Genomic DNA, 26,854 nt, shown 5'->3' with positions numbered 1-26,854 from the left:
CCCCGCAAGGCGGGAGCGGAACATGGGCGCGCCATCGCGAGATCCACCCCCCGCGCTGCGGCATCACCCTGCCCTGCCGCCGCCCTCGCCCGCTCGGCCGCGGCTTGCCCGGCCGGCGCAATTCGCGTGGGGCGCAAGGTTTGCGCGATTGGTGCGGTTGGCCCCGTTGGCGCGGCCTCCGCCGACCGATCCCACACAGTGGCGACACCTTCCCCGCGGGGAAGGTGTCGCGGTGTCAGGCGTCCAGCGTGCGGAAGAACGCGGCCACCGCGGCCTCCAGCCGACGGCGTTCCACTTCCGAGAAGTCCCGGTCCAGACGCAGCTCCAGCCGCCCGCGCGAGGCGGTGCACCGCGCCTCGCCTTCGGGCAGTTCGAGCCGGAACGTGGTGCGTGCCGGGCGCGGCACCGCGCCGCCCTTCACGACCTTCCCCGCGGGGAAGTCCGGCACCGGCTCCGCCCCGCCGGAGGCGTATCGGCGCAGGACCGCCAGCTCATCCTCCGCAGTGCAGTCTCCCAGCCGGCCCAGCTCCCTTCGCAGGGCGCCGACCACGCCGTCCACCTCCTCGATGCGCTTGCGCAGCGCCAGGCCCAGGCTGCGCGGAATCGCGTCCGGGTGGTGCAGCGCATCGCCGAGCAGGTCCAGCAGTTGCGCAAAGGCGCGGATGTAGCTGCGCTTCTGGTAGGAGGCGGAGCGGAACAGCACCGGCACGGCGGCGTCCACGTCCTCCACCCCGTTGCGCGGGTCGGCGGCATAGGCGCGCGCGAGCTCGGCCATCTCCGCGAAGGAGATGTCCTTGCGCACCATGTTCTCGTCCACCATGCGCCGGTACAGCGCCGGAAGCTCCTCGCCCCGCGGCACGAAACCGGCGGGAATGCGCGCCCAGGCCTCGTCGCCGGTTTCCTCCAGCAACGCGCGATAGGCGGACAGTCGGCGATAGCCCTGGATCAGCTCGAAGCCACCGTCCTCGCCCTGCTCCACCCGGATCGGGTTGGAGAGGCCCACGGCGCGGATGCTCTCCTTCAACTCCTCCAGGTCCGCGTCCGGGCCCGGCCGCCTGTCGCGCATCAGCTTGGACACCCCGATCGCCTCCAGCGGCACGAGATCGGTGATCAGCCCGGCGCGTTTCAGGCGCACATGCTCGGCGGCCAGCGCGTCATTCTCGGCGCGGATCTTCGCCTCCTGGCCGCGCCGCTCCACCAGTGCCTCGGCCGTCTCGCGCACCGCGCTGGCCATCGGGCCGCGCCGCGGCGGGGCACTCACCTGCGGCTCAAGCTCGGGTTCCGGCACTGGTTCGACCGGCGCCGCGGCTTCCGGCTCCGCCTTCCCCGCGGGGAAGGTTTCATCCGGCTCATCGGGAAGATCGATGTGGAATACCCTGCGCTTCCGGCTCATGCCGCGTCTTCCCGATCCGCATCCAGCTTGTCCCAGGCGGAACAGAGGGACGCCCGGAATTCACCGTAGGCCTGGTCGAAGGTGGCGCGGGCGCGCCGCCAGGTTTCGCGGGTCATATCGCGGTAGTCGATCTCGTAGACCGAGCACAGGAAGCGGCCGGACTGTTCCACGGCGCGGGTGAGCTCGATCGGGTGCTCCGTCACATGCGCGCCGAACACCTTGCGGAACGCGTCGCGCATCGCCCGGTGCAGCTCGCTGCCGGGCTCGTAACGGGTGAGCAGGAACCGCAATTCCAGGAATGCCTTGGGGAGGGCCACCTTCCCCGCGGGGAAGGTGGCGAAACCCGCGGCCAGGTCCTCCAGCGCCTCGGCGAGCTGGCCGATGAAACTGGTGGTGGAATCGTATTCCCAGTAGCCGGGGCCCGAGGGGATGTAGAGCATGTCGGCCGCGAAGACCGCGTTCATCGACTGGTAGCCGATGGCCGGCGGGCAGTCGAACAGGATGAGGTCATAGGCGTCATCCGGAATGCCTTCCAGATAGCGGGCCACGCAGGCGAAGAACGACCAGTCCGGGTTAAGGTGCCGATATTGCGCCGAGGCGAACTCCACGAAGGCCGCGTTCGCGCAGGAGGGAATGATGTCGATCGTCGACCAGGAGGTGGGCTTGATGAAGTCCGTGGCGCGCAGCCCGGACAGGCCCAGATCCCGGATGGAGGCGGGCAGCTGCCGGCGGGGCAGGGCGGTACCGCTCTCCGCCCCCACGGAGGCCGCGTTCATCCGGTCGGTCTCGCGCACCAGGTCCCGCGCCATGATGCCCCAGACCGTGTGGTCCTCATCCACATCCGTCATGCCCATGGCGTGGGAGAGCGTGGCCTGCGGGTCGAAGTCGATCAGCAGCACGCGGTAGCCGTCCAGCGCCGCGGCATGGGCGAAGTGCAGCGCGACGGTGGACTTGCCCGCGCCTCCCTTGAAGTTGGCGATGGCCGCGCGGATCGCCCGCTTGCCCGCCGGCCGGTAGGGCAGCAGCGACTGGCGGTTCACCTTCACGCGGCGGCGCAGCTCGTTGATCTCGTCGAGCGAATACCAGCGCTGGCGGCCCTCCTCCTCCACCTCGCCGTCGGGCAGCGAGGGGTCGGCTGCCAGCCGCCCGCGGAAGGTGGACTGGTTCACCTTCAGGATCAGCTCCGCCACCTCCCAGGAGGAAAAGCGCCGCAACGTCTTCTCCATCTCGGGCGAGAATGTCTGCTTGCGGATCCAGCTCTGCATCCGCAGGGACTGCGCCTGCAGCGCCGCAAGGTCTTCATGAGTGTACATCGGCTCTCCTTCCAGCCACCTTCCCCGCGGGGAAGACAGGCGTCGGTCCTGTATGGTTGTCCAGTCTGGTCTTGTTGATCTGCCATCCGCATCGGACGCAAATTCCTGCCGATCCCGAAACTACGTTGATTTGCACGAAAATGCAAAAGCGAATACCATCGCTCCATGACGCGCCGCGCCCCAGCAAAACAAAGCCGGGACAGGCCGTTGCGGGCCACAGTTCGCCCGCGGGCGATTCGCCGATCCGGGCCAGGCCGGCGCCCCGGATCGGCGCCGCATATGGGGGACGTGACAGGGTGATCCCCCAGACATGGGGGGACAAGATCGGCCATTGGGGGGTCACACAGGCTGTCCCCCTTAACCTGTTCACCTCAAATTATCTTTTTGATTGAGGCTGCAAAGCGGCAGTTTCCGCACCAGGACTTGACAGTACCGCCCGAACTGGACGTAAATTGCCAACGTCCGGAGAAAAGCGTTGCCTGCCGCAACCCCACGGGCAGCAGACCGGCGCGCAAGCCGGCGCATCGAGCAGTATCGCACCGGGCGCAGGGCCGGGGCCAGCAGGGGGCGCCGCGCATGATTGCCGGACGCGCAGTCGGACGTGGAGCAGCGTCCCGGAAGTACGATCTCCTGAGCGCACTGGCGAGCCATGCGCTCTCGGGCCCGTCGTCGCAGCAGCGCCTCGCGCTGCGGCTGATCGCCCTCATCACGGCGCGCTACAACTGGGCCACCGACCGGCTGAGCATCGGGCGGGCGGACATCGCCCGGCTCTGGCATGTTGATGAGCGCACGGTCAAACGCGAGATGTCCAAGCTCCGCGCCATGGGGTGGATCGTCGTGCACCTGCCGGCGGTGCGCGGGCGCGTCACCGTCTACGGCCTCGGGCTGGAGGCGATCCTGGTTGACACGCGCCCGTCCTGGGAGGCGGTCGGCCCGGACCTCGTCGAGAGGCTCACCGGCACCGATGCGGCGGAGGAGGAGGCGCCCACCGTGGTGCCATTCCCGGAACGCGGCCGACCTCCGACCCTTGCCGAACCGCCCGGTCTCTGGGCGGATGCGCGGGCGCGGCTGGCCGAGATCGACCCCGCCCGCTCCCGCGCCTGGTATGCCCGGCTGAGCGGCGCCGGGCAGGCGGGCGACATCCTGCTGCTGCACGCGCCGAACGGGTTCGTTGCCGGATATGTGGAGACCCATCTCGCGGGGCAGATCCTCGCCGTGGTGCGCAGCCTTGCCCCCGAAATTTCCCGACTGCGGGTGCTCGCGGCCGACGCCCCGGACAGCTCCGTATGATTGATCAATGATCAGCGCGATTGACTGGCATACCGGTGCATCTATGGTGTGAAATGCGTGCGATGCGGTGATTGAATCCGTGCGGGCGCAACAGCGGTTCCGGGTGCGGGATCCACACGATCAATTTTGTTATTTCACCAGAGTGTTTTGAAACCGATGAGTAGCCAGCGTCCCGTCGCCAGCCCGAGCCATCGTCCGAGCGTTCCGGAGGCGACCAGCTACCATGTCCATGTCTTCGTATACGCCGTTGACCCCTGACCGCATCGACCAGCTGCTGATCGATTCGATCTCCGACTACTCGATCGCGATGCTGGACACGCAAGGCCGCGTCCTGCGCTGGAATACCGGCGCGGAGCAACTCAAAGGCTACACGCGGGAGGAGATGCTGGGCAAGCATTACGCGCGCATCTTCACGCCGGAGGATCGCGCGGCCGGCGCGCCGGAACGCGCGCTGGAGGCTGCGCGCCGCAGCGGCCATTACGTCACCGAGGGGTGGCGGGTGCGCAAGGACGGCCGCCGCATCCGGGTCATCGCCAGCATGGACCAGGTTCTGATGGACGGCGAACTGGTGGGGTTCACCAAGGTCGCCTGCGACGTGAGCTTCCGCCAGTCTGAGGTGGAGACCCTGGCCGAGCTGGGCCGGCGGCTCGGCGCCGCGGTGTCGCAGATGCGCCGGCCGGTCACCGTGTTCGACGCGTCCGAGCGCCTGCTGCTGGCGAATGACGCGTTCTGCCAGACATTCTCCCTCTCCGAATGGGCCCTGTGGCCGGGCATGCATGTGCGCGACCTGCTCGGCGAACTGGGGCGGCAGCTCAACCACGCCGATGATCCTGACTGGGTTGAGCGCATCTACCGGGCCCACCGCGAGCTGATCGCCGCCGCCCGCGCGCAGGGCGACACGATCGAGCGGGCCATCGATCTCGGCGCAGGCCGGAGGATTGCGCGCACCGTGCTGCCCGACGGATCCTGGATCTCGATGTACGAGGGCGTGGCCGAGCAGAAGCGGATGGAGGCGCATATGGAATACATGCTGCGCCACGACGTGCTCACCGGGCTGCCGAACCGCCTCGCCCATGCCGAGCGCCTGGAGCGCGAGATGAGCCGGGCGCAGGAGCAGGGCACCGGGCTTGCGGTCATCATCATCGACATCGACCGCTTCCAGGAGATCAACGACCTGCACGGCCACAGCGTGGGCGACCGCCTGCTGACGGTCTATGCCGAGCGCCTGGCCGGCGGTGACGGCGAGGCCCGGGGCGCGGCACGCATCGGCGCGGACGAATTCGCCGTCACCTGCCGCTACGCGGGGGAGGAAGCGTTGCAGTGCGAGCTGGACCGGCTGCGCGAGATCTTCGCCCGTCCCATCCGGATGCTGGAGATGGAACTGGCGCCGCGGGTGAGCATCGGCCTCGCCTGCGCGCCGGAGCACGGGGCCACGCCCGACCAGCTGTTCAACAACGCCGAACTGGCGATGCGCCGCGCGAAGGAACCCGGCGCGCCGCTGCTCTGCCGTTTCGATCCCCAGATGGACGAGGCCTCCCGCGCCCGCCGCGCCCTTGCGCGCGACCTGCGCGAGGCCATCCGCAGGGGGCAGATCGACCTCGCCTTCCAGGTTCAGGCCTGCGTGCAGAGCGGTGTCGCGGTCGGGTTCGAGGCGCTGGCGCGCTGGACCCATCCCGTGCTGGGCCGGATTCCGCCCGGTGACTTCGTTGCCCTCGCAGAGGGGACCGGCGAGATCGACCGGCTCGGCGAACTGGTGTTGCGCCGCGCCTGCTGCCAGGCGGCGCTCTGGCCCGGGCGGCAGCGGGTGGCTGTGAACCTCTCGCCCCTGCAGTTCGCCAGCGGCCGGCTGCCGGCGCTGGTCTCCGAGGTGCTGCGCGACAGCGGCCTTCCGGCCGCGCGCCTCGAACTCGAGATCACCGAAAGCGCCCTCATCGAGGAGCGCCGCGCCGCCATCGCCCAGATGGAGGCCATCTCGCGCATGGGCATCACCTTCGTGCTGGATGATTTCGGCAAGGGGTTCTCCTCCTTCGGCACGCTGCGGTCCTTCGTGTTCGGCAAGCTCAAGATCGACCGGAGCTTCATCGCAGGCGTGGGCGAGAGCGCGCCGGCCCGCGCGGTGCTGCGCGCCATGGTGGCGCTCGGCCACAGCCTCGGGCTCAACGTGCTGGCCGAAGGTGTCGAGACCGAGAGCGAACTTGCCGTGATCCGTGCCGAGGGGTGCGACGAGATGCAGGGCTACCTGATCGGCCGCCCGGTGCTGCCCGGCGCTCCGGGGGCGCCGGACAACATCAGTTGACGCGTACAACACTTGTATGGCACCTCCGGGCGCGACTCGGGCTTCGCGGAGGTGCCAGGTGACGGATCTCGGACAACAGGAAGCGGCGGTGCTGGACTGCATCTCCCGCAACCCCTTCGCCGGTCAGCAGGAGCTGGCCGACACGCTGGGCCTTGCCCGCTCCACCGTCGCCGCCCATGTCTCCGCGCTCATCCGCAAGGGCTACATCCTCGGGCGCGGTTACGTGCTGCCCGGGCCGCGGCGCGCGGTGTGCCTCGGCGGGGCGGTGCTGGACCGCAAGTACCGCGCGCTCGGCGAGGTGGTCGCGGGCACGTCGAACCCGGTGGAGGGGCATCGCAGCTTCGGCGGCGTGGCGCGCAACGTGGCCGAGACTCTGGCAGCGCTCGGCGTCCAGACCAGCTTCGTGACGGCCGTCGGCGATGACGAGGGTGGCCGGCAGATCCTCGATCACCTGCAGGCCCGTGGCGTCGACGTAAGCCGGGTGCAGCGCGGGGCAGGGCAGGCCACCGCGGAATACGCCGCCATCCTCGATGCCGCGGGCGAGCTCGTGCTCGGCATCGCGGACATGGCGATCTTCGACACGCTCACCCCGGACGCGCTCGCCCGGGTCTGGCCGCATCTCGCCGGCGCCGACCGGGTGTTCTGCGATTGCAACCTGCCGGCCGAAACCCTCGCCGGGCTGATCACGCGGGCGCGCGGGGCGCGGTTCCGCCTCGCCATCGACGCGGTCTCCACCCACAAGGTCCGCCGCCTGCCCGAGGTGTTGGAGGGGGTGGACCTCATGTTCCTCAATCTCGACGAGGCGGGAGCCGTGCTCGGCGCGCGGCCCGACAGCCTGCGCGCCGCGGCGGCGGCCATCGTCGCGCGCGGGGCCGCGCAGGCGCTGGTCTCCGACGGGCCGCGCGGCATTGCGGTGGCCGATGCCTCCGGTGTGCGGCTGCTGCCTGCGGTGCCGGCCCGCCCCGTCGACATCACCGGGGCCGGCGACGCGATGATCGCCGGCACGCTGTACCGCCTTTTCGCCGGAGACCCGCTTTCCGGGGCCGCCCGGGTGGGGGCGCTGCTCGGCGCGCTCGCCACGGAATGCCCCGGCAGCGTGATCGACGGCCTCTCCGCCACCTGGCTGGCCGACCGGTTCGACCGCCTTCCCGCTGCCGCGTCCTGACCCCGGAGGTTCACCCCATGGCATCCGTTTCCCCCGCGCCGCTCACGCCCGATCTCGGAGAGGAGGTCGCCGCCGCGCTCTCCGCGGGTCGCGCCGTCGTCGCCCTCGAATCCACGATCATCACCCACGGCATGCCCTGGCCGCAGAACCTGGAGACGGCGCAGGCGGTCGAGGCCGTCGTGCGCGCGGCGGGGGCGGTTCCGGCCACCATCGCGCTGATCGAGGGGCGGCTGAAGGCCGGGCTTTCCCCCGACGCGCTGGCCGCCCTCGCGCGCGCCGACAGTGCGGTGAAAGCCTCGGGGCGCGACCTCGCGGCCCTGATGGTGCGCAAGGCCACCGCCGGCACCACGGTTTCGGCCACCATGCGTGTGGCAGCACTGGCGGGTATCGGCGTTTTCGCCACCGGCGGCATCGGCGGCGTGCACCGCGGGGCGGAGCACACGTTCGACATTTCGGCCGATCTCGGCGAGCTGGGAGCGACCCCGGTCGCGGTGGTCTGCGCAGGGGTGAAGTCGATCCTCGATATCCCCAAGACACTGGAATATCTCGAAACCGCGCGGGTGCCGGTGATCGCCTACGGCACCGATGCCTTTCCCGCCTTCTTCAGCCGCGAGAGCGGTGCGCACGCGGATCATCGGCTCGACAGCCCGGCGGAGATCGCCGCGGCGATCGCCCTGCATGGGCGCATGGGCTCCGGCACCGGGCTGCTCATCGCCAATCCCGTGCCCGAGGCCGACGCGCTGGAGCCGGAGTACATCGACACGATCATCGCCCGGGCGGTGGGCGAAGCCGCCGCGCAGGGCATCGTGGGCAGGGCGGTCACGCCATTTCTCCTCGCGCGGATCAACGAAGTCTCCGGCGGGCGAAGCCTGGCCGCGAACATCAGCCTCGTGCGCAACAATGCCCGGCTCGCCGCCGAAATCGCCGTTGCCGGTGAGACGCTGCGCGCAGGCTGATCGGGTCTCGCCCGGCCCGGGCCAGGGAGTCCGGGCCCGGGCCGAAGAGGCATCGCCGACTGCCTGTCAGCGCCGGGATCAGTCCTCCAGCGCCTCCTCGGGTTCGGTGAGTTCCACCGGCCCGACCGTCTGCGAGACGACCATCGCCTCGGTGAAGCGCCCCCGATCCTCGGCGGCCGGTGCGGCCCGCCGGGTGATTCGCCAACCGGTGTAGCCGGCCAGCCCGGCATGGGCGACGGCGGTGAACACGAAGAGCGCCGAGGCCCCGCCCTGCGACATCGCCACCGATGCGATGATCGGGCCAGCCACGCCGCCGAGGGACCAGATGAGCAGCAGGCCGCTGGCGGTTTCGACCATCTCTCCCGGAGCGGCGAAATCATTCGCATGCGCCACGGCGAGGGCATAGAGCGGAAAGCTGAAGCAGCCGAAGGCGATGACGCCGATGAACACGGCGGTGGGGCTGCCGCCGCCCTGGAAGCTCAGGAACAGGCCCGCCAGGCAGGCCGCGGCGGCAGCGCCGATCAGCACGATTCGGCGATCTATCTTGTCCGACAGCCACCCGAGCGGCCATTGTACGATGGCGGCTGCCAGGGCGGGTGACGCGGCGAGCAGAGCGATGTCCAGAGTGTCGAACCCCATCCTCAGCGCGTAGACTGCCAGCAGGGCGCCGAAGGCGCCGTTGGTGAGCCCGGTCACCAGGCAGCCGATGAAGCCGACCGGCGAGAATCGGAAGATGCGCATCGGGCGGATGCGCACCTCGGCGATCGGGGCCGGGGCCTCGCGCCGGGACAGGGCCACCGGCACGGCGGCGAGGGAGATCAGGATCGAGCCGACGGCAAACATCTCGAAGCTCTGCGGATCGGAGGTGGCAACCGTCAACTGGCCCAGGGTGCCGACGCCGTTCACGATCATCGCGTAGGTGGAGAAGACGGCACCGCGGGAGCTGTTGTCGGATTTTTCGTTCAGCCAGCTCTCGATGATCATGAAGAGAATCGCGAAGCAGAATCCGGTCGCGCCGCGCAGCAGCCACCAGATCGCCGGCAGAACGAACAGCGAGTGGGCGAGGATCACGCAGGAGGCGAGAGCGACGATGGCGGCAAACGCCCGGATGTGGCCGACATTCTGCACGATCCGCGGCCCGCGAAAACACCCCAGTGTGAAGCCGACAAAATAGGCGGAGCCCAGCAGGCCGATTTCCGGCTGACCGAAATTCTCGATCTGGGCACGGAGCGGCAGGAGCAGGCCCTGCAGGCTGCTGCCGAACATCAGCAGGGTGATGCCGAGCAACAGCGGGGCGACGGGGGTCAGCGCACGTATCACCAGGCGAAGCTCCGTTGTTCCGAATCCGCCTTGAGGAGTTACGGGGGCAAGGCGGGTGACCCGCTCTGGCCCGATGCGTCGCCCGGGTCAAGCCCGGGCGGCCACCGGAGCGTTCAACCGCAGCCCCGGCGGCGCGCTTGTCGTGCTCAGGCGGCGGCGCGGATCTTCTCGACGCGGAAGCGCGAGACCAGGGCTTCCAGGTCGCGCATCTGCTCCAGCAGGCCGCCGGCCGCGGAAGCGGATTGTTCCGACATCGCCGAATTCTCCTGCGTGAGCTGGTCCATGTGGCTGACGGCGCGGTTGATCTCCTCGATGCCGGAGGCCTGTTCCTTGCCGGCGAAGCTCACGGCCTTGACGGTTTCGGTCAACGTGCTGATCGCGCGGGTGATCTCATCAAGGGCCGAGTTCGTCTCGCCCACCATGCGAACGCCTTCGCTGACCTTTGTCGTGCTCTCGGCGATCAGGGCGTTGATCTCGCGCGCGGCCTCGGAGGACCTTTGTGCAAGGGTCCGCACTTCGGAGGCCACGACAGCAAAGCCTCGTCCTGCATCCCCGGCGCGTGCGGCTTCGACTGCCGCGTTGAGGGCGAGCAGGTTGGTCTGGAAGGCGATCGAATCGATCACGGAGATGATCTCATTGATCTTTTCCGAGCTCTGCTGGATCTGGTGCACCGCGTCGGTGGCTGCCTTGACCGTGCGACCTCCCTCCTCGGACTTGCGGGTGACCTCGACGGCCAGACCCTCCGCATCGGAGAGCGACTCGGCATTGCTGCGCACGGTCGAGGACAGCTCCTCGGTCGTCGCGGCGGTTTCCTCCAGCGAAGCTGCCTGGGTGACGGTGCGGTCCGAAAGCTGGGTCATGGCCGAGGAGATCCGCTCGCTCGCGACCTTGGCCGAGCGCGACGAGTCCAGGATGCCGGTGACCAGTTCGGTGAGCCGGTTCGCGGTTTCATTGGCGTTGTCGCGCAACTCGGCGAAGGCGCCGCGGTAGTCGCCCGACATGCGCCGCGTGAGGTCGGCCTCGGCCAGGGCCTGCAACATCTCGGCGGTCTCGCCGAGGCCGGAGCCGACGATGCGCAGCATCTCGTTCATGCGGGTGGCCAGGCGGTCAAGAACCGGATCGTCGAAGCTGTCCTTGATCCGATGGGAGAAATCGCCCTCCACCGCCGCGGAAACCACGTCGCCGAAGCTGCGGTCAAGCCGGTTCATCATCTGCTGGCGCTCGGCTTCGCTGCGCGCCTCGGCGTCGCGCTGGGATGCCGCGGATTGCTCAGCCGCCTGGGCCTTCTCGCGGAATGCCTGGGCCGCGCGGGCCATGGCACCGATCTCGTCCTTGCGCAGCAATTCCGATTCGGCCATCTCGACGTCGCCATCGGCCATGGAGGCCATGCGTTTCGACATCTGGCCCAGCAGGCGGGCATTGACGATGCCGAAGCTCACGGAGATCGTCGTCACCAGCAGCGCGCTGACGATCGCCACGATCATCAGGGAGTCGATGGCACTCGATTGCCGGGCCTGCTGCTGTTCGACGAAGGCCCTCACGGTCGAGAGCAGGCTCTCGATGTCCGACTGGATCTTGGCGGAGAGCCTGTCGCCTTGGCCGGAGACCTCCACCGCGCGGGCCATGTCCACCGTTTCGGGGTCGGTCATCAACTGGAGGACCGTGTCGGCGTGCTGGCTGAGCCAGGCTTCGACATCGGCTTCGATACCGTCCACGGCCGCGCGCAGATTCTCTGCGCCCACCTCCTCCAGAACGGCCACGAAGGTGTTGTAGTCCCGTTTCACACTGTCGCGGGCGTCCATGAAATGCGACAGGTCGGTCCTGTCTCCGGACAGCACGAAGGACTTCAGCGTGGCGGCGAGCACGCGGCCGTTCTCGCCGAGCGTGCGGGCGCTGTCATTCACGCGGGCCGCGTTCACGTTCGCCTCGACGCTGCTGCTGACTTCGAGGGCCTTCATCACGCTGACGACCCCGGTGGAGAGGGTGACGAGACCGATGACGAGAAATGCCGCCAGGGACTTCTGCTTCATCGTGAGGTTGTTGAGCATGTCAGATGATCCCCAATGCGGCCCGACGGGTGAATTCCTCGAGATTCACCACGAAGGTCATGGCGCCGATGGCGGTATTGCTTCCGTCCGCCACGGTGAGGGTGACGGTGGTGTACCAGTAGAGAAATTCGGCGTTCCACTTCGGCCCGAAAACCTGAACGCCGCCTGGCCCCCTGTTGAAGGCAAGCGTGAATTCCTCTTCATCCCCTTGCCAGAAATCATTCGTCGGCAAGGTCTGCCCGACGTTGAGACCGTTCTGATCCGTTGCCCAGATCTTGCGGAACAAGCCTTCGGAGCCCGCCTGCAGCCGGGTGAGGAAGGTCGAGAGCGGGTTCGACAGGGTCATCGCGATCAGGGGCTTCACGCTCGATTCGCGTTCGCGCTTCCACTGCTCGTCGAGTTTCAGGATCTCGGCCTCCTGCAGATGGCCGTAATGGTTGTTCTGCGACGCGATCGCGAGCAGGACGATCTGCTCACGGGCGATCTGGCGCAGGTCGTCGATCAACTGCTCCTCGACAACGGGAGAGACGCTGGGCGCTTCGCTGACGGGCGGAGCCTCCCGCCCCGCTGTCTGCGACGCTGCAAGACCCGCCGACGCCAGAAGCGCGAGTGCGGCGAGTGCCGGTGTGAATCTGAGCCCCATTCTCGTTCCTTTCGTGACAACGACACAGCACCTACGCCTGTCACGTGTAGAAAAGGTTATCGGAACAGGGCGCCGGCTCCTCAGCGGGGTGCGGCACCCGCCTTGCCGCCGGGCATGCCGGGCATGTCTCCCTCCGGCAGCGGCGCGGGCGGCACGGGGCCGGTCCAGGTCTCCATCATCTGCAGGCCGGTGCGCTGGCGGGGCAGGGAATCGGGGTAGGTGGCCTGCAGCCAGCCGATCATCTTCTCACGGATCTCGCAGCGCAGGTCCCACACGCGGGGGGCGTTGCGCGCGGACATCAGCGCGCGCACGGTCATCGTGGTGGCGTTCGCCTCGATGACCTGCAGGTTCAGCACGTTTCCGTCCCAGAGCTTGCTCTCCTTGGCGAATTCGTCGAGCTTCGAGCGCATCTCCTCCACGGGCAGGGTGTAATCCACCTCCCAGACCACGGCGCCGATGATGTTGGAGCTGCGCCGGGTCCAGTTCTGGAAGGGTTTCTCGATGAAATAGGACAGCGGAACCACGAGGCGCCGCCAGTCCCAGATCCGCACCACGACATAGGTGGAGGTGATCTCCTCGATCCAGCCCCACTCGCCCTCCACGATCACCACGTCCTCCAGCCGGATGGGCTGGGTGAGCGCGATCTGGATGCCGGCGATCAGGTTCGCGAACACCGGGCGCGCCGCGAGGCCGAGCACGATGCCGGCGGCCCCCGCGGAGGCCAGCAGGCTCAGCCCCCATTCGCGCACGTCATCGAAGGTGACCAGCACGGCCGCGGCGGTGACAAGGAAGATCAGGATGCGCGTGCACTGCACCAGAACCCGGATCTGGGTGTGGAACTTGCGCGCGATCAGGTTTTCCTCGTCGTCGAGCCGGTAGCGCCGGGAGGCCCGGTCCGCCAGCACGCTCACGATGATGTGGACGGACCAGCCGATGAGCACGATCAGCATCACCAGCGCGGCGTGCTGGAACAGCATCCGCCAGTCCCGCGGAAGGTTCGCCGCCGGCAGGATGAGCACGATGGTCAGGAACAGAACCGCCAGCCGCGACGGGCTGCGCAGGCGGCGAAGTGAGTGGGAAACGAAGCCGTTATGACCCTCGATCACGTTCAGGAGCAGGCGGATCACCAGCGCATGCAGCACCCATGCCACGGCGAGGGCGACCAGAACGAGGGTGACTTCGAGAACCCATGCGGGCACCCATTGGCTCATCCAGAGCTTCGCTTGCGTGATCATCCGTCTCCCTGTCCTGCGGCCCGCGCTGGCCCCGGGGCAGGGCCGCGGCGCGGGCTGTCCGGGCCAGGCGGCCCGGGCGTCCGGACAGAGTCTATCGCGATTTTGCGCTGCGCAAACCCCACATGGTCAGACGGCCGCACCTGCGAAGGTCAGGCGAAGGGCGGTGCGCTGGTGCTTTCGCGCAGGATCAGCTCGACCGGCAGCACCAGGTCCAGCGCCGCGCAGCCCGCGCCGGAGCCCTTCGCCATCAGCTCGAGCAGGGTCCGCGCGGCATGGGCGCCCAGCTCCGCGCGCGGCTGGCGCAGGGTGGTGAGCGCGGGGGAGAGATGTGTCCCGAGGTCGATGTCGTCGAAGCCGATCACGGAGACGTCGCCCGGCACGCTGAAGCCGGCGCGCCGCAGTTCGGAGACGAAGCTGCAGGCCATCTCGTCGTTGGCGAAGACCATGCCGGTGGGGCGGTCGGAGAGGTCGGTCCAGGCCCGGGCGGCGCGCACGCCGGCGGCGAAGCTGAAGTCGCCGTCGAACATCCACTCCTTGCGGCACGGCAGGTCCAGGGCCGCCAGCGCGTCCTTCAGCCCGCGCTTGCGCGCGTCGGTGAGCACGTTGCCGGCGGGCCCGGTGACATGGCCGATCCGGCGGTGCCCGAGCCGGGCGAGGTGGCGGACGGCGATGCCCGTGCCCTCGCGGTTGTCCGAGCTCACCCGCGGGGCGGAGAGCCCCTCGATCCATTCGCCGACCTGCACCAGCGGCAGGGCCATGCGCGCGGTGCTGCCGGTGCTGAACAGCGCCGGGTCCAGCGAGCCGTCGAGCAGGATGAGCCCGTCCGCGCGGCCCTGCTCGATGTATCCGGCCAGCCCGTTGGCGGTGGAGCAGCCTTGGGTGGTCGTGTCAGCCACGAGCAGCGCGTAGCCGGAGGGCGAGAGCACGGAGGTGATGCCGTCCAGCACCTTGCAGAAGAACGGGTTGGAGAGGTTGGGCACCAGCGCCACCACCCCGCCCGTGGTCCTGCGCTGCAGGGAGTGGAGCGCGGGGCTCAGCTTGTAGCCGGCAGCCTCGATGGCGATGTGAACCGCGGAGCGGGTGGCTTCCGTCACCAGCTCCGGCCGGGACAACGTGCGGCTTACGGTGGCGGTGGAGACGCCGGCGAGCCGCGCGACATCCTGAATGCTTGGGTACTTGCGGTTCATGCCATCCCTGCTTGATTTTCTTGCAGTGTGACCGATGCGCGGCACGGCGCAAATTGCAATCGCCGGCCCGCATGTGCGCATGGGCCTCCGATATTGTATCGCAAAAAATGCACACAATGCACAATTCCCATATTGCGAAGGGATACAAAGCGGCGCGGAAAAACAGCGCCGGTCCGCAATCAAAAGCGGCAAATGCCATGCCAGACGGGGCCGGTCAGTGGGAATTGGTGCAACGCAGCATCCGGGCCGTCGGCTTAGTGAGTCGGGGTGATTTTCACGGAGTCCGGTTAACCCCTCCCGGAAATGTGAACCAAATCGCCGGATTGCGTCTTTTGCGTGAGTGATTCCCCCTGAAAATCCCGAATTAGACGAGTGGCTCGAAGAAAATGTCGCGACAATGCGCCGCACAATCCAAGGTAGGCGTTGCGGCGACCGCGAGATGGGCGTAGCTCATGCCCTGTCGCAGAACTGGTCCGCGTTCGGATGACAAGACAGCCGCATCTGCCCGACACAATCGCGCTGATTGTGCCCTTGATACGCTCTTGCCGCGTATTTGCCTGTGCGTCCCCGACGCGCTTCCAAATGCTCTCCGTTCGTCATGCCGTCGGCGACCAACGAGTCTGACGGAGTCAAGTGACATGACAATCCATTCTACTTTCCGCGCCCAGCTCCCGCTCGGTCGGCGCGCGATGGGCAAGGGAGGGAAGGGATGATCGCCAGAATCCTGCGCCGCACCTTCCTGCTCGCCCTCCTGCCGCTGCTTGCGGCCTGTCGTTTCCCGGTACTTGACCCCAAGGGCCAGATCGGGATCGAAGAGCGAAACCTCATCGTCACCGCCACGCTGCTGATGCTGATCGTCGTGATCCCCGTGATCGTGATGACCCTGCTGTTCGCCTGGCGCTACCGGGACCGCGAAGGCCACAGCGGTTACCTCCCCGACTGGTCGCATTCGGGCAAGATCGAGGCCGTCGTCTGGGCGGTTCCCTGCGTCATCATCGCCGTCCTGGCCGTGATCACCTGGAACTCCTCGCATGACCTCGACCCCTACAAGCCGATCGACCACGACCTCAAGCCGATCAACATCCAGGTCGTCGCGCTCGACTGGAAATGGCTGTTCATCTACCCCGACGAGGGGATCGCCACGGTGAACGAGATCGTCGTTCCGGCCGATCGGCCGCTGGCATTCTCCATCACCTCCTCGGCGATGATGAACTCCTTCTCGATCCCCGAACTGGGCGGTCAGATCTATGCCATGGCGGGAATGGAGACCAAGCTCCACCTCATCGCCAATGAGCAGGGCACCTTCGACGGCCTGTCGGCCAACTATTCCGGCGCCGGTTTCTCGGACATGCAGTTCAAGGTGCGCGCGGTCTCCGACGAGGCCTATTCCGCCTGGATCGACACGGTTCACGCCGGTCACAACACGCTCGATGGCCCGAGCTATGAAACCCTCGCGCAGCCCAGCTCGAAGGTCGAAGCGTCGTTCTTCGCCCAGGTCACCCCGGGCCTCTTCGACGACATCGTCCGCAACAAGTACATGGTGCTCTCGCACCCTGTCGAGCCGCGCTCGTAGAGACGGAGCACACGTATGTTCGGAAAACTCACCCTAGATTCCGTGCCGTGGCACGAGCCGATCATCATGGTCACCGCCGCGGTGATCGCGATCGTCGGCGCCGCGGTCCTCGGCCTCATCACCTATCTCGGCAAGTGGCGCTACCTGTGGAGCGAATGGCTCACCTCCGTCGATCACAAGCGGATCGGCGTGATGTATGTCATCCTGGCCCAGATCATGCTGCTGCGCGGCTTCGCCGACGCGCTGATGATGCGCAGCCAGCAGGCCATCGCGGCCAATGACGCGGAGGGCATCCTGCCCCCGCACCATTATGACCAGATCTTCACCGCCCATGGCGTGATCATGATCTTCTTCATGGCCATGCCCTTCGTCATCGGCCTCATGAACATCGTGATGCCGCTGCAGATCGGCGCGCGTGACGTGGCCTTCCCGTTCCTGAACTCGATGAGCTTCTGGCTCACCGCGGGCGGCGCCATCCTGATCAACATCTCGCTGGTCGTCGGCGAATTCGCCAAGACCGGCTGGCTGGCCTACCCGCCGCTGTCGGAGCTGGGATACAGCAGTGACGTCGGTGTGGACTATTACATCTGGGCGCTGCAGATCTCGGGCATCGGGACAACGTTGTCAGGTGTGAACCTGATCGCGACCATCCTGAAGATGCGTGCCCGCGGCATGACAATGATGCGCCTGCCGGTCTTCACATGGACGACCCTGGTCGCCAACGTGCTGATCGTGGCCTCCTTCCCGATCCTGACCGCAACCCTCGCGCTGCTGACCCTCGACCGCTACCTCGGCTTCCACTTCTTCACCGTGGACGGCGGCGGCAACCCGATGATGTACATCAACCTCATCTGGGCCTGGGGCCATCCGGAGGTCTACATCCTGATCCTGCCGGCCTTCGGCGTGTTCTCGGAGGTGATCTCCACCTTCTCCGGCAAGCCGCTGTTCGGCTACAAGTCGATGGTCTACGCCACGATCGCCATCGGCGTGCTCAGCTTCCTCGTCTGGGTGCACCACTTCTTCACCATGGGCTCGGGCGCGGACGTGAACGCCGTCTTCGGCATCACCACGATGATCATCTCCATCCCCACGGGCGTGAAGATCTTCAACTGGCTGTTCACCATGTATCGCGGCCGCGTGCGCCTCACGGTGCCGGTGCTCTGGACCATCGGGTTCATGATCACCTTCACCATCGGCGGCATGACCGGCGTGCTTCTCGCCGTGCCCGGCGCGGACTTCCAGCTGCACAACTCGCTGTTCCTGATCGCGCATTTCCATAACGTGATCATCGGCGGCGTGGTGTTCGGCTGCATGGCGGGCTTCGCCTACTGGTTCCCGAAGGTCTGGGGCTTCAAGCTCCACGAGGGCCTCGGCAAGGCGTCGTTCTTCTGCTGGATCGTCGGCTTCTACTTCGCCTTCATGCCGCTCTACATCCTGGGCTTCATGGGGATGACCCGCCGCATGAACCATTACGATAACCCGGACTGGCAGCCCTGGCTGATCGTCGCCGCCTTCGGCGCGGTGATCATCCTCTGCGGCGTCTGCCTGCAGGTTCTGCAGCTCATCGTGAGCGTCCGTCAGCGCGAAGCCCTGCGGGACACCACGGGCGACCCCTGGAACGGCCGCACGCTGGAGTGGTCCGTGTCCTCGCCCCCGCCGTTCTACAACTTCGCGGAGGAGCCCGAGGTGACCGACCTTGACGCCTACTGGAGCACCAAGCAGCGCAACCGCAAGGGCCCGGTGAAGCCCTACGGGCCGATCCACATGCCCAAGAACACCGGCACCGGTTTCATCGTGGCCATGCTGTTCCTGGTCATCGGGTTCGCGCTGGTCTGGCACATCTGGTGGCTGGCCATCGCCGGTGGGCTCATCGCGTTCGTGACCGCGGTGACGCATACCTTCTCCACCGATCGTGACTATGACGTGCCCGCCGAGGAGGTCGCCCGCATCGAGGCGCTCACCGCGCCGCGGCCGATGATGGAGGCTTGATCATGAGCTCTTCCACTCTCTCCCACCACGGCGCTCCCGGCGCCGCGGTCCACCACGAGGATGATCACCACCACGACGTCGACGGGACCACCCAGCTCGGCTTCTGGATCTACCTCATGAGCGACTGCATCATCTTCGCATCGCTCTTTGCCACCTACGCCGTGCTCTCGGGCGCCACCGACGGTGGCCCCACCAGCCGGGAGATTTTCGAACTGGGCTTCGTCTTCGTGGAGACGATGTTCCTGCTCGCCTCCTCGGGCACCTGCGGCATGGCGATGCTTGCCGCGGACCGGGGCGACACCGACCGCGTGTCGCTCTGGCTCAAGGTCACCTTCGTGCTCGGCGCCTGCTTCATCGGCATGGAGCTCTACGAGTTCACGCACCTCATCGAAGAGGGCGCGGGCCCGCAGCGCAGTGCCTTCCTCTCGGCGTTCTTCACGCTGGTGGGCACGCATGGTGTGCACGTCACCGCCGGTCTCATCTGGATGGCCGTGCTGATGTTCCAGGTGAAGCGCTTCGGCGTGGGCGGGTTCATGGCCCGCCGGCTGATGACCTTCAGCATGTTCTGGCACTTCCTCGACGTGGTGTGGATCTGCGTGTTCACGCTCGTCTACCTGAAAGGAGCCCTCTGATGTCCGGTTCCGGTTCGTCTCACGGCCACGGCACCCAGCAGATCCTCGTCACGGGTCTGAGCCTGGCCTTCGGCCTCACCGTCATCCCGTTCCTCATCGTGGCGACGGGCATGTTCGAGACCGAGACCGCCCTGTTCGCCATCGCGCTGCTCGCAGTGATCCAGGTCGTGGTGCATCTCGTCTACTTCCTGCACCTCGACTTCACGAAGAAGGGCGGCTGGACGCTGCTGTCCTTCGTGTTCACGATCACGGTCGTGGCGCTCTTCGTCGGCGGGTCGCTGTGGATCATGTATCACCTGAACACGAACATGATGCCGCCCGACATGATGGTCGACCACATGATGAAAGAGAACATGCGCTGAGGCGCGGGGCAGGGCGCCGGCGCCCGGCCCGCTTCTCCCCGATGCGAAAGGGCGGCACCCCCGGTGCCGCCCTTTTCGCGTTCCGGGCCGGCGCGCGGGCTTCCGAAACATGCAGTCAATTGCCTGCATGTCTTGACAGGCAGTCAGATACCTGCATATTCTGTCTTCGAAGCAGGCGGAGACACGGATGGATGATGACAAGGTGTTCAGGGCGCTGGCGGACCCCGGGCGCAGGCAGCTGCTCGACAGGCTCTGCGACCGCAACGGCCAGACCCTGGGCCAGCTCTGCGAGGGCATGGACATCACCCGCCAGTCCGTGACCCAGCACCTGACGCTGCTGGAGCAGGCCAACCTCGTGAGCACGGTGCGTCGCGGGCGCGAGAAGCTGCATTTCATCAACCCGGTCCCGCTCCACGAGGTCTACGAGCGCTGGATCCGGAAGTTCGAGGAGGGCCGTCTGCGCCTTCTGCACGACCTCAGGACAGAGCTCGAAGGGACGCAGGAATGACCGACAGATCCGCCAGTTTCGTCTATGTCACCTACATCCGCACCAGGCCGGAGAAGGTGTTCGAGGCTATCACCCGGCCCGAGGTGGCGCGCCGCTACTGGGGCCACGAGAACGTATCCGACAGCTGGACACCCGGCGCCGCCTGGCAGCACGTGCGCCTCGATGCGGCGCGCACGGTGGACCTTGTGGGCGAGGTGATCGAGAGCGATCCGCCCCGCCGGCTGGTGCTGAGCTGGGCGAACGAGAGCCGGCGGCAGGAGCCGGACCAGTACAGCCGCGTGACCTTCGATATCGTGCCGGAGGGCGAGATGGTCCGGCTCACCGTCACCCATGAGGATCTGGAGCCCGGCGGCGGCATGCTTGCGGGCATCAGCAGGGGCTGGCCGAAGGTGCTCTCCAGCCTGAAATCCCTGCTCGAAACCGGCCGGGGCATGGCGCTCTGAACCCTCCCGCGCCGGAAGTTCCCTCCGGATCTCCGTCAGAAACCCCGTCAGGAGCAAGGACATGAGCGATACATCCCTCACCGGCGGCTGCGCCTGCGGCGCCCTCCGCTACACGGCGGCCGGCGCGCCGGTGGCCGCGCTGCACTGCCAGTGCCGGCACTGCCGGATGCGCAGCGGAACCGGCCATTCCTCCTATCTCGTCTTCGCGGGGGAGGGGGCGGTGCGCCTCACCGGCACCCCCCGCACCTGGCGCGTCGCGGGGGACAGCGGGGCGGAGAAGATCCACGCCTTCTGCCCCACCTGCGGCACGCCCACCCACGTGCATTTCGCCGCGCAACCGGGCATCACCGCCGTGCATGCCGGCAGCCTGGACGCGCCGGAGGCCTTCCGCCCCACCCTGCGCACCTACGCCGTGCGCGCCATGGAGTGGGACTGGCAGGACCCCGCCCTGAGCGCGCTGCCCGAAGGCCCGCCGGGCTGACCCGGGCGGGCTCCCCCGGAAGGCGGGCCCCGGCCCCGTGCGGTGTCAGCCCCTGCGCAGCCCGGCGATGCAGGGCGAGACGAAGAGCCTGCCGCACCAGCCGCCGCGCAGGGTCTGCCCGGCCACCCAGAGCCAGAGCAGCGTCAGCCCGGTTGCCAGCACCGTGCCCGCCAGGTCGAAGACCGCGAGGCCGAGCGTGTCGCCCAGCCGGAAGGTGGCGAGGGTGTAGACCCCGATCGGGAAGGTGTAGCCCCAGGCTCCGAGGTTGAACGGAATGCCCCGGCGCAGGTGGTGGCAGGTGATCAGCGTGGCCAGCAGGAACCACCACATCCCGAACCCCCAGAGCACGAGGCCGAGCAGCACGCCGAGGCCCGAGGCGATCTCTCCCACGCCCGCCAGCCCCTGCGCGGCGAAGATCGCCGGCGCGTCGGCGCCCAGCACCAGCATCCCCAGCGCCCCGGTGCCGATCGGCCCGAGGGCGAGCCAGCTCGTGGCCGCCATGCTCTCGTCGGGCAGCTTGTGCAGCGCCATGCGCAGCATCAGCATGGTGATCATCGCGAAGGCCACCGGCACCGAGCAGGCCCAGAGCGCGTAGGAGGCGACCAGCATGGCATAGGCCGAGGCCGGGTCCGCGAGATGCGGGGCGATGAGCCCGCCGCTCGCCGCCGCCACCTCCGCCGCCACCACCGGGAGCAGCCAGACCGCGGTCATCGTGTCGAACCGGTGCTCCTGGCGCGAGAACATCAGGAAGGGCACGCCCACGCCGCAGGCCAGTGCCATGGCCGCGTCCAGCCACCACAGCGCCTCGGCCAGCGGCACCACCTGCGCGCCCCAGCGCGGCAGGCCGAACACGATGAGCCCGTTGATCAGGGTGGCGAAGCCCATCGGGATGGTGCCGAGGAACATCGACACCACGCCATGCCCGAAGATCCGCCGCGCCTCCTGCGGGAACAGGATCCAGCGCAGGGCGTAGAGCAGCGCGAACAGGGTGAAGAGCCCGATGTCCGCCTGCCAGATCGCCTCGGCCACCGGCATCAGCGCCGGCCCGGCTCCGGGGATCTGCGGCAGGGCGAGGGCGACGACGCCGGTGCCCATGGTGACGGCGAACCAGTTCGGGGTGAACTGGCGGATCACTTCGCGCGGGTGTTCGAGCGCGGAGAACGGCCGCAGCCGTGCCGCGGCGAGAGCGAACCTGGTCATGATGTCATCTCCCGGATGAGGTCGAGCAAGGCGCCGGCGGCGCGGCTGCGGCTGCGGTCGCGGTGGCGCAGGGCGTGGAAGGCGCGGGCCGGCAGGTCCGCCTCCAGCGCGCGCACCGAGCCGCCGGCCACCGCCCGGGCCACCACGCGCTCGGAGAGCACCGCCACCCCGGCGCCGGCTTCCACCGCCGAGAGCACGCCGGCGTTCGACGGCAGGGTGAGGGCGACGGTCTGGCTGTCCGGGTCGATGCCGCGGCTGCGCAGGATCTCCTCCAGCGAGGAGCGCGTGCCCGAGCCCGGCTCGCGCAGGATCCAGGGCGCGCGCGCCAGCCAGCCCGCGTCCACCCGCTCCGGAACCGCCATGCCCGGCGGCGCGATCAGCACCAGCCGGTCCTGCGCCACGGCCTGCTGGCTCAGCGCGGGCGCGTGGATCCTGCCCTCGACGAAGCCCAGCTCGGCCTCGCCGCTCTCCGCCTGCGCCGCCGCGCCCTCGCTGTTGGCGATGGCGAGGGTGATGTCGATGCGCGGGTAGCGGGCCCGAAAGCGCGCCAGCACCCCGGGCAGCCAGTAGCCGGCGATGGTCTGGCTGGCGACCAGCCGCAGCCGCCCGCGCACCAGCCCGCCGAATTCGCCCAGCACCTGCTCCGCCGCCTCCGCCCGGGCCAGCACGGCGCGCGCCTCCCCGAGGAACGCCGCGCCGATCTCCGTGAGCTCGATGCGCCGCCCCACCCGGTGGAACAGCGCCACGCCGTGGCGGTCCTCCAGCGTGGCGATGGCCGCGCTCACCGCCGATTGCGACAGGTGCAGCACGTCGGCTGCCCGGGTCATGTGCTCGAGCTCGGCCACGGCGATGAAGATGCGCAATTGTTCGAGGGTCATCGGAGGCTCCCTGCCTGTCGCGATGACAGGTAGTCCTCTCGGACCAATCGTTCAAACAAATTGATCAGATCGATATGACCGGAAAATACGATTGATGGCACGGCAAGGGAACCCGCGGGCCCCGATCGGCGTTTCGGCCTTGCGGGACGCATTCCGCGGCCCCGCACCTGGCAAGGGAGACGGGCCATGGCCCTTCAGCCGCACACCGGAGCCGACCATGACGATGCGCATGGCGGCCGGGACATCACCCAGCAGCAGCACACGTTCCACGCCTTCATCCGCCTCACGCAATGGGCCGTGGGGGTGATCTTCCTGGGCCTGCTGTTCCTGGCGCTGGTCAACAGCTGAGGCCGCGCCCGGGGCTCCGGGCGCGGCGCATGAGAGGAGCGGCTGTCCTGCCGCGTCAGGCGGGCTGGGGGCTCCTGCGCGGCAGGATGGCGCCGCGATGGCCGATCACCTCCATCGAGAGCGCATGCGCCCGCGCGGCGGAGGTGGCGATGTCGGCGCCCGAGAGCCGGGCCGCCAGATAGCCCGCGTTGAAACTGTCGCCGGCACCCGTCGTGTCGACCACACGCTCGGCGCGCGGGAAGGGCGCGAGCGCCTGCACCTGGCCGCCGGTGAGCGCGAGCGGCCCGTCCGCACCGCGCTTGATCAGCACCTCGGCGCCGGTGAGCGCGCCGAAGCGGGCCAGCACCCCGGCCTCGCCGCCGCCGTGCAGCGCGATCTCGTCATCGATGGAGGGCAGGGCGATGTCCGCCTCGGCCCAGAACCGCGCCAGCACCTCGCGCGCCTCGGCGGCGGAGGACCAGAGCCGCGGGCGGTAGTTGCTGTCGAAGGCGAAGCGACCGCCGCCCGCGCGGTATCCGGGCAGGAAGGCGAGCAGCGCCGCGCGCGCCTCCTCCGACAGGATCGCCACGGAGATGCCGGAGAGATAGATCAGCCCGTAGCTGGAGAGGTCCTCCGGGCGCGGCCCGGCCTCGCCGGTGAACAGGCGGCGGGCGGCGGCGGCGTCGCGCCAGTAGCGGAAGTGCCGCTCGCCGTCCGGCTCGTTCTCGATCATGTAGATGCCGGGCAGCCGGTCCGGGTGGCGGCCGACATGCTCGGTCGACAGCCCCTCGGCGGCCATGAAGCGCAGCATCGAATCCGACACCGCGTCCTGGCCCAGCAGGGTGACATAGGCCACTTCGCCCAGGCCGAGGCGGGCGAGATAGACGGCGGTGTTCAGCGTGTCGCCGGCGAAGGCGTTGGTCAGGCGCAGGGGCTCCGCGCCGGTTTCGCCGGAGAGTTCCAGCATGGCCTCGCCGATGCAGGCGACGGAAGGTATGGTCACAGGACGGCTCCGATCTTCCACGGGACAAACTCGTTGTCACCGTAGCCGAACTCCTCGGAGAGAGTCTTCCGCCCGGACGCGGTGTCGAGCAGGAAATCGTAGATCTGCCGGCCCACCTCCTCCAGGCTCGCGCCCTCCTCCAGGATGGTGCCGCAGTTGATGTCCATGTCCTCGGGCATGGAGCGGAACAGCGCACCGTTGGAGGCAAGCTTCACCGAGGGCGCGGGCTTCGCGCCGAAGCAGGAGCCGCGCCCGGTGGTGAAGGCGATGATGTTCGCCCCGCTCGCCACCTGGCCGGTGGCCGCCACCGGGTCATAGCCCGGGCTGTCCATGTAGACGAAGCCGGGCCGGTCGATGCGCTCGGCATAGGCATAGGCGCCCGAGAGCGGCGAGAGCCCGCCCTTGGCCACCGCACCCAGCGACTTCTCCAGGATGGTGGTGAGGCCGCCGCGCTTGTTGCCGGGGGAGGGGTTGTTGTCCAGCGAGGCGCCGTTGCGCGCCGCGTAGGCCCGCCACCAGTCGATCATGCCGGCGATCTTCGCGCCGGTCTCCGGGTCGGCTCTCGCGATGAGCAGGTGCTCGGCGCCGAAGATCTCCGGGGTTTCCGACAGGATGGAAGTGCCGCCCGCGGCCACCAGCATGTCCGAGGCCACGCCCAGGGCGGGGTTCGCCGAGATGCCGGAGAACCCGTCCGAGCCGCCGCACTGCATGCCCAGCGTGAGCAGCGAGACCGGCAGCGTCTCGCGCACGTCGCGGTTCGCGGCCTCGGCGATGGGCTCCAGCAGCTCCACCGCGCGGCGCACGGCGGAGGCGGAGCCGCCGACCTCCTGGATGTTGAAGGTCTGGAACCGCTCGCGGGTCCAGTCATCGCGCTTGTAGAGCGTGAGCTGGTTCACCTCGCAGCCGAGGCCGACGATGAGCACGCCGGCGAAATTCGGGTGGTCGCGGTAGCCCTTGAGGGTGCGCACCAGCGTGTCGAAGCCTTCACCCGAGCCCGCCATGCCGCAGCCCTGGTCGTGCACGATGGGGGCGAAGCCGTCCACCCCGGGGTATTTCGGCTTCAGCAGCCGGTTCGCCTCCGCCGCGATGGCGCCGCAGACGGTCGAGGAGCAGTTCACCGAGGCGAGAATGCCGATGTAGTTGCGCGTGCCGGCGCGGCCGTCGGGGCGCAGGAAGCCCTCGAAACTGGTGCGCTCGGGCTTCGCATGCATCTGCCCGCGCTGCTCGGATTCGGTGGAATGCTCCTCGGCCATGGCGCAGTTCTGCACATGGACATGCTCGCCCGTGGCGATGTCTGCGGTGGCGGTGGCCATCACCTGGCCGTATTTCACCACCGGGCTGCCCTTGGGCACCGGCCGCACGGCGAACTTGTGGCCCATGGGCACGTCGGTGAGGAGGGGGGTTCCGTCCACCGTCTCGCCGGCCTTGAGCGCACGAAGCGCCACGGCCACGTTGTCGGCGGAATTGAGATGCATGCTGTCGCGCACGAGGAGTGTCATTGGCCTGACCTTGCTGTGATGGCCGCGAGCCGGGGCATTCCGGCCGGGCCGCCATTGGCTGCTGCCCAGTCCACGAAGGCGGTGATGCGGCGCGCCACCTTCTGGGCGTGGTTCTGGGCGATGTCGGAGATGCGGTGGTCGAGGAACGGGTTCGCGAAGCGCTCCAGCGTGGTGGCGAGATAGGCTTCCGCCTGCGCGCCCCGGCCGGCCGCGGCGAAGCCGGGGATGACCTCCTCGGCGAAGATCGCGTCCAGTTCGGCGCGCACCTCCGGGATGGCGATGAAGTCGCGCACCACGGCGCCCGCCTCCGCCCCCCGGCGCTGCCACATGTCCACCAGAGACGTATGTCCGAGGTTGAGGATGTGCAGCTTCAGCCGCTCGATCTCCTCCAGGTCGGGCACGAGCTGCACGCAAGGGTGCACGCAAGGCGCGGAGAGGCCGGGCGCGGCCTCGATGGCCCAGAGCGCGTAGGGCTCGGCCACGGCGCCGGCGGGCTCCAGCGGCTCGGAGACGATGCGGTCCACCAGGCTGGAGGCCCAGATCACCTGCTGGCCGATCCAGTCCGTCAGCGCGGGGGAGGCCGCGTTCGCCGCGGCGATCTCCAGCACCCGGGCACGCAGCACCCGGCCGTTCTCGGGCACCAGTTCCATCGGCATCACGATGAGCGGCTCGGCGCCGGCGGCAAAGCGGGCGGCGAGCAGGTGGCAGAGCTTCGCGGGGAAGCTCATCGCCTGGGTGAAGGCCGGGGCGCCGTCCTCCGGCTGCGGGGCATAGCCCGCGTCTCCGGTGTTGGAGATGACGATCTCGGCCTCCTCGATGAAGACGCGCGTCACCTCTTCCCAGTCCGTCGCGGTGGAGAGCGTGCGCTTCACCGAGATGACCCGGCGCTCCTCGTCGATGACGCGGCCCTCCTCCAGCCCGCGGATGCGGACCGGATAGCCCTCCGGCGCCGCGAGGGCGGCCAGACGTTTCGCGCGCGAAGCGTCTCCGGAGGATTGCACCACGGTGACGGCCAGGGGCGTTTCGGCCTCGGCGAAGAACAGGTCGGCATGGGCCTGCAGGAAGCGGCTGGTGCCGAACTGGAGTACGGGAGTTTTCAAGCCTCTGGCCTTT

Annotated in this window: 24 protein-coding genes; 12 read left to right on the top strand and 12 right to left on the bottom strand. The window is 68.4% G+C overall.

Features of this window, described 5'->3' with window-relative positions:
- Positions 1-235 precede the first annotated feature (235 nt).
- Both FDP22_RS21225 and FDP22_RS21220 read right to left on the bottom strand, forming a co-directional pair.
- Positions 236-1,393: a ParB/RepB/Spo0J family partition protein gene (locus tag FDP22_RS21225; protein ID WP_138576178.1), complete on the bottom strand. Its 1,158-nt coding sequence runs from the start codon at positions 1,391-1,393 to the stop codon at positions 236-238.
- A complete protein-coding gene (locus FDP22_RS21220; RefSeq protein WP_138576177.1) occupies positions 1,390-2,706 on the bottom strand; it encodes an AAA family ATPase in 1,317 nt (438 codons plus the stop codon). The genes FDP22_RS21225 and FDP22_RS21220 overlap by 4 nt, the downstream gene beginning before the upstream one ends.
- A 576-nt stretch (positions 2,707-3,282) precedes the next feature.
- Between FDP22_RS21220 and FDP22_RS21215 the strand changes: the two genes are divergently transcribed.
- The 4 genes from FDP22_RS21215 (at position 3,283) to FDP22_RS21200 (ending at position 8,413) form a co-directional block, all read left to right on the top strand.
- Positions 3,283-3,996: a hypothetical protein gene (locus FDP22_RS21215; RefSeq protein ID WP_138576176.1), complete on the top strand. Its 714-nt coding sequence runs from the start codon at positions 3,283-3,285 to the stop codon at positions 3,994-3,996.
- 247 nt (positions 3,997-4,243) lie between these two features.
- Entirely contained in the window at positions 4,244-6,292 is a 2,049-nt protein-coding gene (locus FDP22_RS21210; RefSeq protein WP_170317826.1) for a sensor domain-containing protein, read from the top strand.
- A 58-nt stretch (positions 6,293-6,350) separates the two neighbouring features.
- Positions 6,351-7,457 carry a carbohydrate kinase gene (locus FDP22_RS21205; RefSeq protein WP_138576174.1) on the top strand — a complete coding sequence of 369 codons (1,107 nt, stop codon included), beginning with the start codon at positions 6,351-6,353 and terminating at the stop codon, positions 7,455-7,457.
- A gap of 17 nt (positions 7,458-7,474) precedes the next feature.
- Positions 7,475-8,413: a pseudouridine-5'-phosphate glycosidase gene (locus FDP22_RS21200; RefSeq protein WP_138576173.1), complete on the top strand. Its 939-nt coding sequence runs from the start codon at positions 7,475-7,477 to the stop codon at positions 8,411-8,413.
- Positions 8,414-8,491: 78 nt separating this feature from the next.
- Here the strand turns inward: FDP22_RS21200 and FDP22_RS21195 are convergent, their stop codons facing one another.
- From FDP22_RS21195 to FDP22_RS21175, 5 genes are all read right to left on the bottom strand, one after another.
- A complete protein-coding gene (locus tag FDP22_RS21195; RefSeq protein ID WP_138576172.1) occupies positions 8,492-9,733 on the bottom strand; it encodes an MFS transporter in 1,242 nt (413 codons plus the stop codon).
- 146 nt (positions 9,734-9,879) lie between these two features.
- A complete protein-coding gene (locus tag FDP22_RS21190; protein WP_138576171.1) occupies positions 9,880-11,781 on the bottom strand; it encodes a methyl-accepting chemotaxis protein in 1,902 nt (633 codons plus the stop codon).
- A gap of 1 nt (position 11,782) precedes the next feature.
- Positions 11,783-12,424, bottom strand: coding sequence for a hypothetical protein (locus FDP22_RS21185; RefSeq protein WP_138576170.1), 642 nt, complete (start codon positions 12,422-12,424; stop codon positions 11,783-11,785).
- Between the two features lie 80 nt (positions 12,425-12,504).
- Positions 12,505-13,659, bottom strand: coding sequence for a mechanosensitive ion channel family protein (locus tag FDP22_RS21180; RefSeq protein WP_138576169.1), 1,155 nt, complete (start codon positions 13,657-13,659; stop codon positions 12,505-12,507).
- Positions 13,660-13,808: 149 nt separating this feature from the next.
- Positions 13,809-14,846 (bottom strand): LacI family DNA-binding transcriptional regulator, encoded by a 1,038-nt coding sequence (locus FDP22_RS21175; RefSeq protein WP_138576168.1) that lies wholly within the window; start codon positions 14,844-14,846, stop codon positions 13,809-13,811.
- Between the two features lie 709 nt (positions 14,847-15,555).
- Here FDP22_RS21175 and cyoA point away from each other — a divergent pair.
- The 7 genes from cyoA to FDP22_RS21140 all read left to right on the top strand — a co-directional run bounded on the left by cyoA (position 15,556) and on the right by FDP22_RS21140 (position 20,834).
- Positions 15,556-16,419, top strand: a complete 864-nt coding sequence (cyoA, locus tag FDP22_RS21170) for a ubiquinol oxidase subunit II (RefSeq protein WP_138576167.1) — start codon at positions 15,556-15,558, stop codon at positions 16,417-16,419.
- A 15-nt stretch (positions 16,420-16,434) separates the two neighbouring features.
- On the top strand, positions 16,435-18,408 hold the full coding sequence (gene cyoB, locus FDP22_RS21165) for a cytochrome o ubiquinol oxidase subunit I (RefSeq protein ID WP_138576166.1): 1,974 nt from the start codon (positions 16,435-16,437) through the stop codon (positions 18,406-18,408).
- A gap of 2 nt (positions 18,409-18,410) precedes the next feature.
- Positions 18,411-19,040, top strand: a complete 630-nt coding sequence (gene cyoC / locus FDP22_RS21160; protein WP_138576165.1) for a cytochrome o ubiquinol oxidase subunit III — start codon at positions 18,411-18,413, stop codon at positions 19,038-19,040.
- Positions 19,040-19,402 (top strand): cytochrome o ubiquinol oxidase subunit IV, encoded by a 363-nt coding sequence (gene cyoD, locus FDP22_RS21155; protein WP_138576164.1) that lies wholly within the window; start codon positions 19,040-19,042, stop codon positions 19,400-19,402. Before cyoC ends, cyoD begins: the two co-directional genes overlap by 1 nt.
- A 187-nt stretch (positions 19,403-19,589) precedes the next feature.
- Positions 19,590-19,910, top strand: a complete 321-nt coding sequence (locus tag FDP22_RS21150; protein ID WP_138576163.1) for an ArsR/SmtB family transcription factor — start codon at positions 19,590-19,592, stop codon at positions 19,908-19,910.
- Positions 19,907-20,353: an SRPBCC family protein gene (locus tag FDP22_RS21145; RefSeq protein WP_138576162.1), complete on the top strand. Its 447-nt coding sequence runs from the start codon at positions 19,907-19,909 to the stop codon at positions 20,351-20,353. The genes FDP22_RS21150 and FDP22_RS21145 overlap by 4 nt, the downstream gene beginning before the upstream one ends.
- A 61-nt stretch (positions 20,354-20,414) precedes the next feature.
- Positions 20,415-20,834: a GFA family protein gene (locus FDP22_RS21140; protein WP_138576161.1), complete on the top strand. Its 420-nt coding sequence runs from the start codon at positions 20,415-20,417 to the stop codon at positions 20,832-20,834.
- Between the two features lie 45 nt (positions 20,835-20,879).
- Here the strand turns inward: FDP22_RS21140 and FDP22_RS21135 are convergent, their stop codons facing one another.
- Both FDP22_RS21135 and FDP22_RS21130 read right to left on the bottom strand, forming a co-directional pair.
- Positions 20,880-22,034, bottom strand: a complete 1,155-nt coding sequence (locus tag FDP22_RS21135; protein ID WP_138576160.1) for a TDT family transporter — start codon at positions 22,032-22,034, stop codon at positions 20,880-20,882.
- Entirely contained in the window at positions 22,031-22,912 is an 882-nt protein-coding gene (locus tag FDP22_RS21130; RefSeq protein ID WP_138576159.1) for a LysR family transcriptional regulator, read from the bottom strand. The genes FDP22_RS21135 and FDP22_RS21130 overlap by 4 nt, the downstream gene beginning before the upstream one ends.
- A gap of 186 nt (positions 22,913-23,098) precedes the next feature.
- Here FDP22_RS21130 and FDP22_RS21125 point away from each other — a divergent pair, with 186 nt between their 5' ends.
- Positions 23,099-23,260, top strand: a complete 162-nt coding sequence (locus tag FDP22_RS21125) for an aa3-type cytochrome c oxidase subunit IV (RefSeq protein ID WP_138576158.1) — start codon at positions 23,099-23,101, stop codon at positions 23,258-23,260.
- A 55-nt stretch (positions 23,261-23,315) separates the two neighbouring features.
- On the opposite strand, the gene FDP22_RS21120 is transcribed toward FDP22_RS21125, so the two are convergent.
- From FDP22_RS21120 to FDP22_RS21110, 3 genes are read right to left on the bottom strand one after another with little or no spacing between them, the layout of a single operon-like run.
- The gene (locus FDP22_RS21120; RefSeq protein ID WP_239032014.1) at positions 23,316-24,242 is read right to left on the bottom strand and encodes a sugar kinase; all 927 of its coding nucleotides are present in this window, start codon (positions 24,240-24,242) and stop codon (positions 23,316-23,318) included.
- Positions 24,239-25,741 carry a UxaA family hydrolase gene (locus FDP22_RS21115; protein WP_138576157.1) on the bottom strand — a complete coding sequence of 501 codons (1,503 nt, stop codon included), beginning with the start codon at positions 25,739-25,741 and terminating at the stop codon, positions 24,239-24,241. The genes FDP22_RS21120 and FDP22_RS21115 overlap by 4 nt, the downstream gene beginning before the upstream one ends.
- Positions 25,738-26,841, bottom strand: coding sequence for a mannitol dehydrogenase family protein (locus FDP22_RS21110; protein ID WP_138576156.1), 1,104 nt, complete (start codon positions 26,839-26,841; stop codon positions 25,738-25,740). Before FDP22_RS21110 ends, FDP22_RS21115 begins: the two co-directional genes overlap by 4 nt.
- Positions 26,842-26,854: the final 13 nt, after the last annotated feature.

Origin of the sequence: Paroceanicella profunda, assembly GCF_005887635.2 — a bacterium.
GTDB classification, from domain to species: Bacteria; Pseudomonadota; Alphaproteobacteria; order Rhodobacterales; family Rhodobacteraceae; genus Paroceanicella; species Paroceanicella profunda.
The sequence above is the reverse complement of the archived record's forward strand: the minus strand, read 5'-3'. Positions and strand labels throughout refer to the sequence as shown.

What these genes read in the sequence shown, in the direction of transcription:
- FDP22_RS21225 (WP_138576178.1), bottom strand. Translation starts at nt 1,393, where the DNA reads ATGAGCCGGAAGCGCAGGGTATTCCACATCGATCTTCCCGATGAGCCG.
- FDP22_RS21220 (WP_138576177.1), bottom strand. Translation starts at nt 2,706, where the DNA reads ATGTACACTCATGAAGACCTTGCGGCGCTGCAGGCGCAGTCCCTGCGG.
- FDP22_RS21215 (WP_138576176.1), top strand. Translation starts at nt 3,283, where the DNA reads ATGATTGCCGGACGCGCAGTCGGACGTGGAGCAGCGTCCCGGAAGTAC.
- FDP22_RS21200 (WP_138576173.1), top strand. Translation starts at nt 7,475, where the DNA reads ATGGCATCCGTTTCCCCCGCGCCGCTCACGCCCGATCTCGGAGAGGAG.
- FDP22_RS21190 (WP_138576171.1), bottom strand. Translation starts at nt 11,781, where the DNA reads ATGCTCAACAACCTCACGATGAAGCAGAAGTCCCTGGCGGCATTTCTC.
- FDP22_RS21185 (WP_138576170.1), bottom strand. Translation starts at nt 12,424, where the DNA reads ATGGGGCTCAGATTCACACCGGCACTCGCCGCACTCGCGCTTCTGGCG.
- FDP22_RS21180 (WP_138576169.1), bottom strand. Translation starts at nt 13,659, where the DNA reads ATGATCACGCAAGCGAAGCTCTGGATGAGCCAATGGGTGCCCGCATGG.
- FDP22_RS21175 (WP_138576168.1), bottom strand. Translation starts at nt 14,846, where the DNA reads ATGAACCGCAAGTACCCAAGCATTCAGGATGTCGCGCGGCTCGCCGGC.
- cyoA (WP_138576167.1), top strand. Translation starts at nt 15,556, where the DNA reads ATGATCGCCAGAATCCTGCGCCGCACCTTCCTGCTCGCCCTCCTGCCG.
- cyoB (WP_138576166.1), top strand. Translation starts at nt 16,435, where the DNA reads ATGTTCGGAAAACTCACCCTAGATTCCGTGCCGTGGCACGAGCCGATC.
- cyoC (WP_138576165.1), top strand. Translation starts at nt 18,411, where the DNA reads ATGAGCTCTTCCACTCTCTCCCACCACGGCGCTCCCGGCGCCGCGGTC.
- cyoD (WP_138576164.1), top strand. Translation starts at nt 19,040, where the DNA reads ATGTCCGGTTCCGGTTCGTCTCACGGCCACGGCACCCAGCAGATCCTC.
- FDP22_RS21150 (WP_138576163.1), top strand. Translation starts at nt 19,590, where the DNA reads ATGGATGATGACAAGGTGTTCAGGGCGCTGGCGGACCCCGGGCGCAGG.
- FDP22_RS21145 (WP_138576162.1), top strand. Translation starts at nt 19,907, where the DNA reads ATGACCGACAGATCCGCCAGTTTCGTCTATGTCACCTACATCCGCACC.
- FDP22_RS21140 (WP_138576161.1), top strand. Translation starts at nt 20,415, where the DNA reads ATGAGCGATACATCCCTCACCGGCGGCTGCGCCTGCGGCGCCCTCCGC.
- FDP22_RS21135 (WP_138576160.1), bottom strand. Translation starts at nt 22,034, where the DNA reads ATGACCAGGTTCGCTCTCGCCGCGGCACGGCTGCGGCCGTTCTCCGCG.
- FDP22_RS21130 (WP_138576159.1), bottom strand. Translation starts at nt 22,912, where the DNA reads ATGACCCTCGAACAATTGCGCATCTTCATCGCCGTGGCCGAGCTCGAG.
- FDP22_RS21125 (WP_138576158.1), top strand. Translation starts at nt 23,099, where the DNA reads ATGGCCCTTCAGCCGCACACCGGAGCCGACCATGACGATGCGCATGGC.
- FDP22_RS21115 (WP_138576157.1), bottom strand. Translation starts at nt 25,741, where the DNA reads ATGACACTCCTCGTGCGCGACAGCATGCATCTCAATTCCGCCGACAAC.